The 12,919-nt window shown below is 75.2% G+C and carries 11 protein-coding genes; 3 read left to right on the top strand and 8 right to left on the bottom strand.

Annotated elements, in window-relative coordinates:
• The first annotated feature begins 370 nt into the window (after nt 1-370).
• Genes ACR807_RS13570 through ACR807_RS13560 form a run of 3 tightly spaced genes read left to right on the top strand, consistent with a single transcriptional unit; the run spans nt 371 to nt 4,705 of the window.
• Nucleotides 371-2,176, top strand: coding sequence for a tachylectin-related carbohydrate-binding protein (locus ACR807_RS13570; protein WP_438921635.1), 1,806 nt, complete (start codon nt 371-373; stop codon nt 2,174-2,176).
• Entirely contained in the window at nt 2,173-4,047 is a 1,875-nt protein-coding gene (locus ACR807_RS13565) for a tachylectin-related carbohydrate-binding protein (protein ID WP_438921634.1), read from the top strand. The genes ACR807_RS13570 and ACR807_RS13565 overlap by 4 nt, the downstream gene beginning before the upstream one ends.
• 58 nt (nt 4,048-4,105) lie before the next feature.
• Nucleotides 4,106-4,705 (top strand): phosphoribosylanthranilate isomerase, encoded by a 600-nt coding sequence (locus ACR807_RS13560; RefSeq protein WP_438921633.1) that lies wholly within the window; start codon nt 4,106-4,108, stop codon nt 4,703-4,705.
• A gap of 6 nt (nt 4,706-4,711) precedes the next feature.
• Here ACR807_RS13560 and ACR807_RS13555 read toward each other — a convergent pair whose 3' ends face one another.
• From ACR807_RS13555 to ACR807_RS13520, 8 genes are all read right to left on the bottom strand, one after another.
• Complete coding sequence (locus tag ACR807_RS13555) at nt 4,712-5,566, bottom strand: maleylpyruvate isomerase N-terminal domain-containing protein (RefSeq protein ID WP_438921632.1); 855 nt, start codon at nt 5,564-5,566, stop codon at nt 4,712-4,714.
• Nucleotides 5,567-5,638: 72 nt separating this feature from the next.
• Complete coding sequence (locus ACR807_RS13550; protein ID WP_438921631.1) at nt 5,639-7,396, bottom strand: sigma-70 family RNA polymerase sigma factor; 1,758 nt, start codon at nt 7,394-7,396, stop codon at nt 5,639-5,641.
• Between the two features lie 102 nt (nt 7,397-7,498).
• Nucleotides 7,499-8,191 carry a PP2C family protein-serine/threonine phosphatase gene (locus ACR807_RS13545; protein ID WP_438921630.1) on the bottom strand — a complete coding sequence of 231 codons (693 nt, stop codon included), beginning with the start codon at nt 8,189-8,191 and terminating at the stop codon, nt 7,499-7,501.
• A 247-nt stretch (nt 8,192-8,438) separates the two neighbouring features.
• Nucleotides 8,439-8,981, bottom strand: a complete 543-nt coding sequence (locus ACR807_RS13540; RefSeq protein ID WP_438921629.1) for a potassium-transporting ATPase subunit C — start codon at nt 8,979-8,981, stop codon at nt 8,439-8,441.
• Between the two features lies 1 nt (nt 8,982).
• On the bottom strand, nt 8,983-11,016 hold the full coding sequence (gene kdpB / locus ACR807_RS13535) for a potassium-transporting ATPase subunit KdpB (RefSeq protein ID WP_438921628.1): 2,034 nt from the start codon (nt 11,014-11,016) through the stop codon (nt 8,983-8,985).
• Nucleotides 11,013-12,635, bottom strand: a complete 1,623-nt coding sequence (kdpA, locus tag ACR807_RS13530) for a potassium-transporting ATPase subunit KdpA (RefSeq protein ID WP_438921627.1) — start codon at nt 12,633-12,635, stop codon at nt 11,013-11,015. The genes kdpB and kdpA overlap by 4 nt, the downstream gene beginning before the upstream one ends.
• The gene (gene kdpF, locus ACR807_RS13525; RefSeq protein WP_438921626.1) at nt 12,635-12,736 is read right to left on the bottom strand and encodes a K(+)-transporting ATPase subunit F; all 102 of its coding nucleotides are present in this window, start codon (nt 12,734-12,736) and stop codon (nt 12,635-12,637) included. Before kdpF ends, kdpA begins: the two co-directional genes overlap by 1 nt.
• Nucleotides 12,733-12,885, bottom strand: coding sequence for a hypothetical protein (locus ACR807_RS13520; protein WP_438921625.1), 153 nt, complete (start codon nt 12,883-12,885; stop codon nt 12,733-12,735). The genes kdpF and ACR807_RS13520 overlap by 4 nt, the downstream gene beginning before the upstream one ends.
• Between the last annotated feature and the right edge of the window lie 34 nt (nt 12,886-12,919).

Raw genomic sequence — 12,919 nt, 5'->3', positions numbered from 1 at the left:
AAGCATCCAGCCCGGATCGAAAAAAGGCAAGTGACTGTTCGTCACATGACGTGGTGCAGACCACCGGTTAACTCGCTCGGCCTAGCGGACCCCGCCCAGCGATACCGTCCGTCACCTCGTTACCGCTGGTGGGGATAACTGTGAAGGGGTTGGCCGGTGTGCCGGGTGTCCGTTACGGTCCCCTCGACCGTCGAGTTCGACCAGGGGGAAGTGCATGTCAAGAGTGAGCGCGAGCCTGCTCAAAAACAGTTCCGGAGCAGTGCTCGCCCTGGTTTTCGGGATGGCCGGGATTTCTGTTCCGGCGGCGCACGGGGAAATTTCCGCATCGGCCGCCGCACTCGTCTGCGACACCGCTGTCAAGGTGTACGGGGTGACGCCCGGAGGAAGTATCTTCACCTACCCGCACAACGACCCGGAGAACGGGAACTTCGACTGGGGGACGAAGCGGACCGTGGGGGGCGGCTGGGACGTCGGGCGCACCCTGGCCGGGCCGGACGGCGTCCTCTACAGCATGGTCGCGGCCACCGGTGACCTGCGCAGGTTCCGCTGGAACGACACCACCGGGAACTGGGACTCGTGGAACGGCGCGCATTTCCGCGTCGTGGGCAGCGGCTGGGGCCGCTACGGCCAGGCCGAGCACCGCAACAAGGTGACGGTCGACGAAAAGGGCCGCCTGTACGAGATCACCCCCGAGGGGAACCTGGAGGTGTTCGTCTGGGAGGGCGACGACGCGACCGGCTGGTGGAGCGGGGAAACCGGCAGCGGCAAGGTCATCGACACCGGGTGGGACCAGTACGACCTCGTCGTGGCCGCCGGTGACGGCGTCCTGTACGCCCGCAAGCCGGGCGGCGAGCTCTTCCGGTACCGCTACCACGCCGCGTCCGACCGCTTCGTGCACCACGCGCGGCCGGCGGGGTTCGGCTGGAACATGTTCAACCGCATCTTCTCGCCCGGCGGTGACGTGCTGTACGCCACGCGCGCCGACAACGGCGGCGAGCTGCTGTGGTACCGCTACCACGAGGACACCGACACGTGGGCGGACACCGGCCGCGACGTCGGCAAGCTCGTCGGCTGGGGCTGGTACGGCGAGCTGGACGTGGTCGCCGACACCGACGGCTGCCGGCTGACCGGCAACGCCCTCCCGACCAGACCTGCCGTGCCGCAGCGCTTCGACGCGCCGACCACCGTGCTCCAGGCGCCGGACGGCCGGGTGTCGTACTTCTACGTCAACGGCGAGGGCGGCCTGAGCCTCGCCGCGCAGCGCACCGCGGGCGACTACGGCCTGCTGGACTACAGCACGTTCACCGGGCACTTCGACTTCACCGGGCAGCCGGGCGCGGGCCTGCGCCAGGACGGCCGGTTCGAGACCCTGGCCAACAGCCACGACGACGGCGAGTACCGCGGCAAGGTGCAGCAGCTCAAGAACGGCGTGTGGGGCCCGGCGCCCGTCACCGCCGACCGCGGCTGGCTGCTCGGCGACCCCGTCGTCGTCGCCGGGGCGGACGGCGCGCTGAGCCAGTTCGCGGTCGACGGGGCCGGCGCGCTGTGGCGGCGCGCCCAGATCGCGCCCAACGGCCCGTACGCCGCGTGGCGCGCGATCGCCGCCGGCGGCCTGAGCACCGACCTCACCGTGCTGCGCAACGGCACGGCCGTGGACGTGGTGGCCCGCTTCACCGACGGCACGGCACGGGCGGCGCGCGTCACCGGCGGCGTCGTGGGCGCGTGGCGCACCGTCGGCGCGGGGGTGACCGGCAGGCCCGCCGCCGTCGCGCACGGCAACGGCGACCTCCAGGTGTTCGCCCGCCGCGCCGACGGCCTGGTCCACACCCAGCGCGAGAGCGCGGGCGCGTTCCCCGGCACGTGGTCCGCGATCGGCGACCTGGCCACCACCGGCTCGCCCGCGGCCGTGCTGAAGGGCAACGGCCTGATGGCGCTCGCCGCGCGCGGCGCGGACGGGTTCGTGCACCAGGCCGACCAGGGGGCGCCCGCCGCCGGGTTCGGCCAGTGGGGCGTGCGGTACTTCGAGGAGACCGCGACCGACCCGACGGGCCTGGTCCTGGCGGACGGCAAGCCGATCTTCACCTGGCGCACGCCCGGCGGCCTCGTGGCCACCTCGTACGTCCAGAGCCCGGCCGCCCAGACCACCCACGCAGGCACCACGGCGGTGCGGCGGTGAACCGGGCCGCGGGTCTCCTGGCCGCGGTGCTCGTGGCGACCGCGCTCACGCCCCTGGCCACCGGCTCCGCCGGCGCGGCGGAGACCTTCCAGTGCAGCACGAGCGCGCCCCTGCACGTGCGCAAGCCCGACACCAGCCTGACCCTCTACCAGCACGACGAGCCCGAGAACGGGAACCCGAGCTGGCGGACGCAGTTCAGCCACGGCTTCGCCTGGGACGGCATCACCCTGGGCGGCCCGGACGGCGTCGTGTACGAGCTGGCGCCCGACGGGACGCTCAGCCGGTTCCGCTGGCTGGGCTCCGGCTGGGAGAACGGCGGCGTCGGCGACACCGTGCGCACCGGCTGGACGGGGTGGTCGCGCGACACCCTCGTGGTCGACGCCAAGGGCGACTTCTACGGCATCGCCCCGGACGGCAACCTGCACTGGTACCGCCACACCAAGGTCAACGGCGCGTGGACGACGCTCGACCGCACGCTGGCGGTCGGCTGGGCGTCGCGCTTCACCATGCTGTGGGCCTCGGGCGACGGCGTGCTGTTCGCCCGCACCCACGCCGGCGCGCTGCACCAGTACACCTACCACGCGGAGAGCCGGCGCTGGCTGGTCGAGGGCCCCCAGGTCGGCGCGGCCGGCTGGAACCAGTTCACCGACGTGGCCTCGGTCGGCGGCGGCGTGTTCTACGCCCTGAACGGCGGCACGCAGCAGCTGAAGTGGTACCGCTACACGGGCGACGGGACGTGGGCGGCGGCGTCCGGCAGCATCGTCGGCGACGGCGGCTGGCTCCCCGACTGGCAGGTCGAGGGCCAGTCCGACGCGTGCCGCGTCACGGGGGCCGCCGTGCCGCAGCGCCCGGCGGTGCCGCAGCGCTACGACGCGCCGACCACGCCGGTGCAGGGACCCGACGGCCTGGTGACGTTCTTCTACGTCAACCCGGCCGGCGGCCTCACCGCCGCCAAGCAGCGCTACGCGGGCGACTACGGGCTGCTCGACTACGCCACGTTCCCCGAGTACCACCTGCACACCGGCCGGCCGGGCGCGGGCGTGCGCGGCGACGGGCGGCTGGAGGTGCTGGCCAACAGCTCGGACGACGCGGGGCTGCGCGGCAAGGTGCAGCAGGTCCGCAACGGCGTGTGGGGGACCGGCCTGACCGCCCACGAGGGCTGGATGGCGGGTGACCCGGTGGTCGGCACCGAGGCGTCCGGCGCGCTGGCGCTGTTCGCGGCCGACGGCGCGGGCGGGCTGTGGCAGAGCCGCCAGGTCGCGGCGGACGGCGGGTACGAGGCGTGGCGGCGGATCGCGACCGGCGGCGTCACCGCCGACTTCGCGGTGCTGCGCAACGGGACCGCGCTGGACGTGGTGGCCCGGTTCACCGACGGCTCGGCGCGGGTGCTGCGCGTGGTCGACGGCACGCCCGGCGCGTGGCGGGTGGTCGGCGCGGGCACCACCGCGCGGCCCTCGGCCGTCGCGCACCCCAACGGGCAGCTCCAGGTGTTCGCGCGCGGCGCGGACGGGCGGGTGCTCACCCAGCGGGAGGCCGGCGGCGCGTTCGGCGGCACGTGGCAACAGGTGGGCGAGCTGACCGCGCCCGGCGCGCCGGACGCCGTCCTGACCGGCGGCGGCCTGGTGGAGCTGGCCGTGCGCGGTGACGACGGCTACGTGCGCCAGGCGAGCCAGCTCGCGCCGGCCGCGGGCTTCGGCGAGTGGCGGGTGCGCTACTTCGAGGAGACCGCGACCGACCCGGCCGGCACCGTGCTGGCGGACGGGAAGCCGATCTTCACCTGGCGCACCCCGCAGGGCCTCGTCGCGACGTCCTTCGTGGGCACGGGCCCCGCGCCCACCCGGAGCGCCACCGGGGCCACGGCCGCGCGGTGAGCCGGGGCGGTGGTGGGTGGGCCGGCCCCCGCCCGCCACCGCCGTTAGGGTTTGCCGCATGTACGTGAAGCTGTGCGGCCTGCGCACCGGGGACGACGTGGCGGTCGCGGTCGACGCGGGTGCGGACGCGGTCGGGTTCGTCTTCAGCGCCAGCGCGCGCCGGGTGGACCCCGACGCGGCGCGGGAGCTGGTGGCCGGCGTCCCGCCGCACGTGCTCGCGGTCGGCGTGTTCAAGGACGTCGAGCCGGCCGAGGTGCGCCGGGTCGCCGAGCGGGCCGGCGTGCGCGCCGTGCAGCTGCACGGCGACTACCCGCGCGCCGCGTTCGACGAGCTGGCCGGGTCGGGCCTGGTGCTGCTGCGCGCCGTCTCGCTCACCCCCGGCACCGACGTGCGGGTCGGCGCGTTCGGCGAGGAGATGCTCCTGCTCGACTCGCCCGAGGCCGGTTCCGGGCACCGCTGGGACCTCGCCGCGCTGGACGGCGCCCGCCCGGAGGGCCGGTGGCTGCTCGCCGGCGGCCTCGGCGTGGACGACGTCGCCGAGGCGATCGGGCGGGCCCGGCCGTGGGGCGTGGACGTGTCCAGCGGCATCGAGTCGAGCCGGGGCGTCAAGGACCACGGCCTGATGCGCGCCTTCGTGGCCGCCGCCCGCGCCGCCTGACCACCGTCAGGGGGTCCGGGTCCGCCTGAGGTACTCCACCGCGACCCACGGGCGTCGCCCGGAGACGACGAGCCGGCCGGTGGCGAGGGCGCGGGTGAGGCGGGTGCGCCGGAAGGTCGTCAGCATGAACGCCGCCGGTTCGAAGCGGATGCGGGCGTCGGCGCGGCCGTCCGGCGGCTCGACGGTGGTGCGCCCGCCCCCGCCGGTGGTGAGCACGACGGGTGTCGTGCGGTCGGAGCGCAGCTCCACGGACACCCGCCGCCCGCCGCCCACGCCCGGCCCGAACAGCACGCCCTGGTCGTCGGTGCCGAGCAGCCGCATGAGGAACACGTCGAACGCGAGCGCCGCCTCCTCCGGGGGGACGCGCCACGCCCGCGACCCCGGACCGGCGATGTCGAACCCGTGCAGCAGGATCTCGTTGAGCTGGTGGGCGAGCAGGGACGCGACGGTGAGCCGCGAGCGGCCGAGCCAGGTCGCGGGCGCGAGCGGGTCGAGGTCGGCGCTGCGCTCCAGCAGCGTCGCCACGCCGGTGAGCAGGTGGTCCGCGATCCCGTCCGGCGACCGGTCCGGGAACCGCTCCAGCGCCGCGGCGTTGAGGTCCGCGAGGGTGGCGAGCGTGGTGCCCGGGACGAGCCCGTCCACCTCCGGCACGCCCGTGGCCGCCTCGGGGTCGACCAGCAGGCCCGCGTCGAGGTGCGCCACGATCGCGGTGTGCGCGGCGGTCTCGGCGACCGACCACGTGCCGACCGCCCGCCGCCCCGGCTCCCAGCGGTCGGTGATGAGCCGCGCGAACCGGTCGGCCGCGTCGGCGAGCGCGCCGCGCAGCGCGTGCCACCCCTGGTCGGTCAGTTCCAGCTCCACGTTCCCGCCTCCACGCCGTAGGGGTCGCCGCGGCGCGGTGGCGGCGGCGAGTCGTGCGTCCGGGCCGCCCCGCTACTTCTTCGGCGTCACCGCCACCGGGAACCCGATGGTCACCTGGGGGAGGGGAGCGGCGGTCACCGTGCCGGTGGCCGTGCCGCTGCTCGACTTCGGACCCGCGAGCAGCCGGAACACGAACCGCACCGAGTCGCCCGGGGCCAGCTCCCCGGAGGCCGTGCACGTCACCCTGCCCCTGCCCGCCGGGCAGGGGACGGTCTCCTGCGCCCGCGCGCCGTCGAACGCCACCACCGGCGCGCCGCGCAGCCCGTTGCCGGGACCGACCACCTGGAAGCCCTCGGGCAGCGCCAGCACGAGCGCGGGCGCCGCCGCGGGTGTCGAACCGGTGTTGCGGACGGTGATCGGCAGGTCGACCGGCGGGCCGCCGCTGCCCAGCGAGAAGTCCGTCGGCACCTGCGGCACCAGCGCGTCCGGCGCGGACCCGGGTGGCGGCTCGTCGGACGTCGACGTCCCCGGCTGCGTCGTGACGACCCCGGAGGACCCGCCCGGGTCGGTGGGCGTCGCCGCCGTCGCGCTGCCGGAGGGGGCCGCGGTCACCCGCGGCGCCGCGTTGCCGGGCGTCGTCGTCGCCGGCTGCCCCGGGTCGGCGCTCAGCGTGGGCGGCAGGGCCTCGGGCGGCGGCACGGCCTCCAGCCCGCTCGACCCCACCCCCCACACGACCGCGACCACCAGCGCCGTGGTGGAGGCCGCGGCGCCCAGCCACTGCGGGACCGAGACGGCCGTACCGCCCGCCGGACCCGTCGCCGCACCCGCGCCGACCGCCGCCGTGCCCGCGCCCGCCGCGCCGACCGCCGCTTCCGCCGCGCCCGCCGTGGTCGCCAGGTAACCGGCCGCCCCGGCGCCCAGCACCAGCGGCGCGACGACCGCGCGCAGCGCGCCGTTGACGTCCGCCAGCTCCTCCGCCAGGGCCCGGCACCGCACGCAGCCGTCGAGGTGCGTCTCGACCTGCGCGGCCTCCCGGCCCTTCAGCCCCCGGCGGGTCCACGCGCCGAGCCGGTCGACGGTCGCCCGGCAGCGGGTGGTCGGCACGTCCTCCAGGTGCGCCTGGAGGTACGCCTTCTTGAGGCCCTCGCGCGCCCGGTAGGCCAGCGCGGACACGCCGTTGGCGGTCAACCCGAGCAGCGGGGCCACCTCGGCGTGCGACTGGCCCTCGATCACGGTCTGCCACAGCACCGTCTGCCACCGCTCGGGCAGGCTCGCGAACGCCCGCGTGGCCAGCGACCGCTCCAGCGTCGCCACCGCCGGGTCGTGGAACGGCACGACGGTCGCCTCGGGCGCGACGGCGGACACGTCGTCGGCCAGCTCGACCCGCTTCTCCCGCCGGTGCCGGTCGTAGGCGGTGTGCCGGATCGCGGTGAACAGGTAGGCGCGGAACGCCGAGTCCGGCCCGCGCCCGTCCCGCAGCACGTCGAGCACCCGGGCGAACGCCTCGGACACCAGGTCGTCGGCCTCCACCGCCGACCGCGACAGCTGCCGGGCGAACGTCCGCGCCGCCGTCGCGTGCCGCTCGTAGAGCTGCCCGTAGGCGCGCAGTTCACCGCCCCGCACGGCGTCGATCAGCTCGGCGTCCGAGGGCGGCCTCGGCGAGAACCGGGCCGAGGACGTCGACCTGGCCGAGGGTGTCGACCTGGCCGAGGACACCGACCGGATCGAGGGTGACGACGCGCTCAGGGCGACCTCCAGCTCCTCCCGCGACGAGGTTCGGTCCGAGGTCCGCCAGCGCTGCACGTCACGTCCGTCGGGCTGCCCGATCACCGGACGTCTCCTCCCCACTGCGCTGCGTGGTGACCACGAAGCGCGACGATATAGAAACCCCGGCAGTCGGGGGAACCTCCGAACCCCCTGAGGCCAAGGGGGTTAGGCCGAACGCACCACGATCGCCGTGGCGTTGTCCCGTCCCCCGGCCGCCCCCGCGGCGGCGAGCAGGTCGCGCACCGCGTCCCCCGGCGGCGCGTCCCGCCCGAGGACGTCGGACACCCGGTGGTGCGGCACCTGTTCGGCGACCCCGTCGGTGCACAGCAGCAGCACGTCGCCGGGCCGCACCTCCACCTTGACGAGGTCCGGCGCCGGCGCGTCGACGTGGCCGACGAACCGGGTCAGGTGGTACCGCGCCGCGCGGGCCTCGGCCGAGTCGAACGGGTACCAGCCGTGCACCGCGCCGAGCCAGGCCATCGTGTGGTCCACGGTCAGCAGCTCCAGCAGTTCGCCGCGCGACCGGTACAGCCGCGAGTCGCCGATCTGCACGAGCCAGAACCCGTCGGGGCACTCGGCCAGCGCGGTCAGCGTGCACCCGGCGAGGACCCCGTGCTCGCGCCCGAAGTCGAAGACGAGCCGGTGCGCCTCGGCCACCGCGTCCAGCAGGGCCTCCTTGCCCGCCGCCGCCCGCCGCACCACGAGGTCGACCGCCGTGCGGCTCGCCACCGCGCTCCCCGGTCCGTCGCCCATGCCGTCCGCGACGACGGCCAGCAACGGGTCGGTGGAGAGCGAGAAGGCGTCGTAGTTGGCCCGGTAGCGCTGCCCGACCTCGCTCCCGGCGGCGGCACTCAGCACGACGTCCTCCGTCCGGGTGGGTATGAGCCATCGTAGGACACTCTGAGTGGGTCCTGTCCACGAAACGGTGACGCGTGCCGGGGTGATATGTCCCGCTACCCTCCCGCGCGTGACCCCCGCGCCGGCGAGGCCGACGCGGGGGTCGAGGTGACGCGGACCGGCGGCGCGGCCGGTGCCGGCGAGGCTGCTGCCTTGCGGCTGCCGGCAGCGAGGCCGGTGGTGGTGCGGCCTGGTGGTGCGGCCGGTGTCAGCGCGCCTCGTCGAGCGCCCGGTTCAGCGCGGTGACGTTGACGCCCGGCTCGCCGAGGAAGCCCAGCGACCGGCCGTCGGTGTGCTCGGCGACCAGGTCGCGCACGCGCTCCTCGGTCAGCCCGTTCCGCCGCGCCACGCGGGGCGCCTGGAGCTGGGCGTAGGCCGTGCTGATGTGCGGGTCCAGGCCCGACGCCGACGCGGTGACGGCGTCCTGCGGCACCCGGTCCTCGCCCACGCCCTCGCGCGTCGCGACGGCGGTGCGGCGCCCGGCGACGACGGCGTCCTGCTCGGCGTTGCGCTCGCCCTTGTTGGAGCCGCCCGAGGCGGGCGGCACGGCGGCCGAGGGGCGGGGGGCGAAGTACCGGTCGTCCCCGCGGTCCACGGCGACGAGGGTCGTGCCCACCGCCTCGGCCCGGTCGTGCAGGCCCGGCAGGCGCGACACCCCCCACACCGCGGCCGGGTAGAGCACGCCGGTGATCACGGTGAGCACGAGCAGGACGCGCAGTCCGGCCAGTGCCTGCTTGGCGAACGAGGTCATCTCAGGCGATCCCGGGGACGAGGCGGACGAGGAGGTCGATCAACCAGATGCCGGCGAACGGCGTGACCACGCCGCCCAGCCCGTAGACGAGCAGGTTGCGCCGCAGCAGCGCGGCGGCGCCGGACGGCCGGTAGCGCACGCCCCGCAGCGCCAGCGGGATCAGCGCCACGATCACCAGCGCGTTGAAGATCACCGCGGACAGGATCGCGGACTGCGGCGAGGCCAGGTGCATGACGTCGAGCCGGCCGAGCTGGGGGTGCACCGAGGCGAACATCGCGGGCAGGATCGCGAAGTACTTGGCCAGGTCGTTGGCCAGCGAGAACGTGGTCAGCGCGCCCCGCGTGACCAGCAGCTGCTTGCCGATCTCCACGACCTCGATGAGCTTGGTGGGGTCGGAGTCGAGGTCCACCATGTTCCCGGCCTCCTTGGCGGCCGAGGTGCCGGTGTTCATCGCGACGCCGACGTCGGCCTGGGCCAGCGCGGGCGCGTCGTTGGTGCCGTCGCCGGTCATCGCGACGAGCCGGCCGCCCTCCTGCTCGCGCCGGATCAGCGCCACCTTGTCCTCGGGCCTGGCCTCGGCGAGGACGTCGTCGACCCCGGCCTCGGCGGCGATGGCGCGGGCGGTGAGCGGGTTGTCGCCGGTGACCATCACGGTGCGGATGCCCATCGCGCGCAGCTGCCCGAACCGCTCCGCCACGCCGGGCTTGACCACGTCGGAGAGCCGGACGACGCCCAGCACCACGTCGTCCTCGGCGACCACCAGCGGGGTGCCGCCGGCCGCGCTGATCCCGTCGACCACCGCCCTCACCGGCTCGTCCAGGGTGAACGCGCTCGCCGCCCCCTTGCGGGTGCGGCGGCCGTCGAGGTCGACGCCGCTCACCCGGGTCTGCGCGCTGAACGGCACGAACTCGCCGGTCCTCTCGTGCGCGGTGGCCCCGGGCGACCGGCCGTGCTCGGCGGCGCACAGCTCGACCACGCTGCGGCCCTCGGGCGTGTCGTCGGCCAGCGACGACAGCCGGGCCGCGTCGACCAGGACGTCGAGCGGCACGCCGGGCGCGGGGACCAGCCCGGTGGCGCGCCGGTTGCCCCACGTGACGGTGCCGGTCTTGTCCAGCAGCAGCGTGTCCACGTCGCCGGCCGCCTCCACGGCCCGGCCGGAGGTGGCCAGCACGTTGCGCTGCACGAGCCGGTCCATGCCCGCGATGCCGATGGCGGACAGCAGCGCGCCGATCGTGGTGGGGATCAGGCACACCAGCAGGGCGGTCAGCACGACCACCGACTGCTCGCCCCCCGAGTACACCGCGAACGGTTGCAGCGCCACGACCGCGAGCAGGAAGGTGATCGTCAGCGTGGACAGCAGGATCGTCAACGCGACCTCGTTCGGCGTCCTGCGCCGCCGCGCGCCCTCGACCAGGGCGATCATCCGGTCCACGAACGTCTCGCCCGGCTCGGCGGTGATGCGCACGACGACCCGGTCCGACAGCACGGTCGTGCCGCCGGTCACCGCGGACCGGTCGCCGCCGGACTCGCGGACCACGGGCGCGGACTCGCCGGTGATGGCCGACTCGTCCACGGTGGCGACGCCCTCGACGACGTCGCCGTCGCCCGGCACCACCTCGCCCGCCTCGACGACCACCAGGTCGCCGACCCGCAGGTCGGTCCCCGGCACGGTGCGGCCGTCGGTCAACCGGGCGACCGCGTCGGTCTTGGCCCGCCGGAGCGAGTCGGCCTGTGCCTTGCCGCGCCCCTCGGCGACCGCCTCGGCCAGGTTCGCGAACAGCACGGTCAGCCACAGCCACACCGCCACGGAGACGGTGAAGGCGCTCGGGTCGGTCGCGGCGAACACCGTGACGAGGGCCGAGCCGACCCAGACCACGAACACCACCGGGTTGCGCAGCTGGTGGCGCGGGTCGAGCTTGCGCAGCGCGTCGGGGAACGCCGCGAGGAGCTGCCGCGGGCGGAACGCGCCGGCCGCGACCGGGCGGGGGGACGTCGGGTGAACCGTCCGGAGTGGACGGTCTCTGGTGGTGGTCACAGCAGGGCCTCCGCGACGGGACCGAGGGCGAGGGCGGGGACGTGGGTGAGCGCGGCGACCAGGACGATCGCCCCGGCCAGCAGCGTCGCGAACAGCGGACCGGTCGTGGGCACCGTGCCCGCGGTGGCCGGGACCCGCCGCTGCGCGGCCAGCGAACCGGCCAGGCACAGCACGGCGGCGATCGGCACGAACCGGCCGAGGGCCGTGCACACGCCCAGCGACGCCTGGAACCAGTCGCTCGTGGCGGTGAGCCCGGCGAACGCGCTGCCGTTGTTGTTCGCCGCCGACGCGTAGGCGTAGAGGATCTCGGACAGGCCGTGCTCGCCCGGGTTGGCCAGCGCGCCCGGCGTGGACGGCAGGACCGCGGTCACGCCCGCGCCGAGGAGCAGCACGGTCGGCACGGCCAGGATCGACACCGCGGCGGCCGTCACCTCGCGGCGGCCCAGCTTCTTGCCCAGGTACTCCGGCGTGCGGCCGACCATGAGGCCCGCCAGGAACATCGCGATCACGGCCATCACGAGGATGCTGTAGAGGCCGGTGCCCACGCCGCCGGGCGTCAGCTCGCCGAACAGCATGTTCAGCAGCAGACCGCCGCCGCCCAGGCCGGTGAAGCTGTCGTGCATCGAGTTCACCGCGCCGGTCGACGTCGCCGTGGTGGTGTTGGCGAACAACGCGCTCGACGGGATGCCGAAGCGCAGTTCCTTGCCCTCCAGGGGCCGCAGGCCGTTCGCCTCCGCCGCCCAGACCAGCGCCAGCACCGCGCCCCACAGCGCGCCGGCCACGCCGAGCAGCACGTGCCCCTGCCGGCGGTCGCCGACCATCGTGCCGAACGCGCGGGTGAGCGACACGGGGATCAGCAGGACCAGGAAGACCTGCACGAGGTTGGACCAGCCGCTCGGGTTCTCGAACGGGTGGGCGGAGTTGGCGTTGAGCACGCCGCCGCCGTTGGTGCCCAACAGCTTGACCGCCTCCTGGCTCGCGACCGGCGCGGTGGCGACGACCTGCCCGTCCACGTCCACCCCGGACCGCAGGCTCATCACCACGCCCGCCGCCACCAGCACGACCGCGAACGCGAACGACACCGGCAGCAGGACGCGCACGACGCCGCGGGTCAGGTCGACCCAGAAGTTGCCCAACCGGTCGGTGCGCTCGCGGGTGAACCCGCGCACCAGCGCGACCGCGACGGCCATGCCCACGGCGGCGGACACGAAGTTCTGCACCGTCAGGCCGACCACCTGCACGGCGTGCCCCAGGGTGGTCTCGGGCACGTAGGACTGCCAGTTCGTGTTCGTCACGAAGCTGACCGCGGTGTTGAACGCCGTCGCCGGCGGCACGTCCCCGCGCCCGAAGTCCCACGGCAGCAGCGACTGCGCGCGCTGCAACGCGTAGAGCAGCACCACACCGACGAACGAGAACCCGATCACGGCCCGGGCGTAGGTGCCCCACCGCTGCTCGGAGTCGGGGTCGACGCGGGCCGCGCGGTAGACGACCCGCTCGACCCGCAGGTGCTCCCGGTCGGTGTAGGTGCGGGCGAGGTGGTCGCCGAAGGGGCGGTGCGCGACCGCCAGGGCGAGGAGCAGGAGGCCGACCTGGAGCAGGCCGGCCGCGGTCGGGGACATCAGAACCTCTCCGGCCGGACGAGGGCGACGAACAGGTACCCGAGCAGCAGCAGGGCGAGCACGCCGCCGACGGCGTTCGCCACCACCCCGGTGCCGCTCACAACCGCTCCAGTCCGCGCACGGTCAGCGCCAGCAGCGCGAACACCCCGATCAGCAGCGACGCGTAGGCCAGGTCGGCCATGGGCGTGCTCCTTCCAGACGCCTCGGGCGGTCCCCCGTTCGCGGGACCGCGACGCCCGGAAGAGTGCATCGGGACGGGGGCCGCGCCGGGCGGCCTGACGCCT

This window comes from Saccharothrix sabaoui, from assembly GCF_051756985.1.
GTDB lineage: Bacteria > Actinomycetota > Actinomycetes > Mycobacteriales > Pseudonocardiaceae > Actinosynnema.
This window is presented reverse-complemented; position numbering and strand designations above follow the sequence as displayed.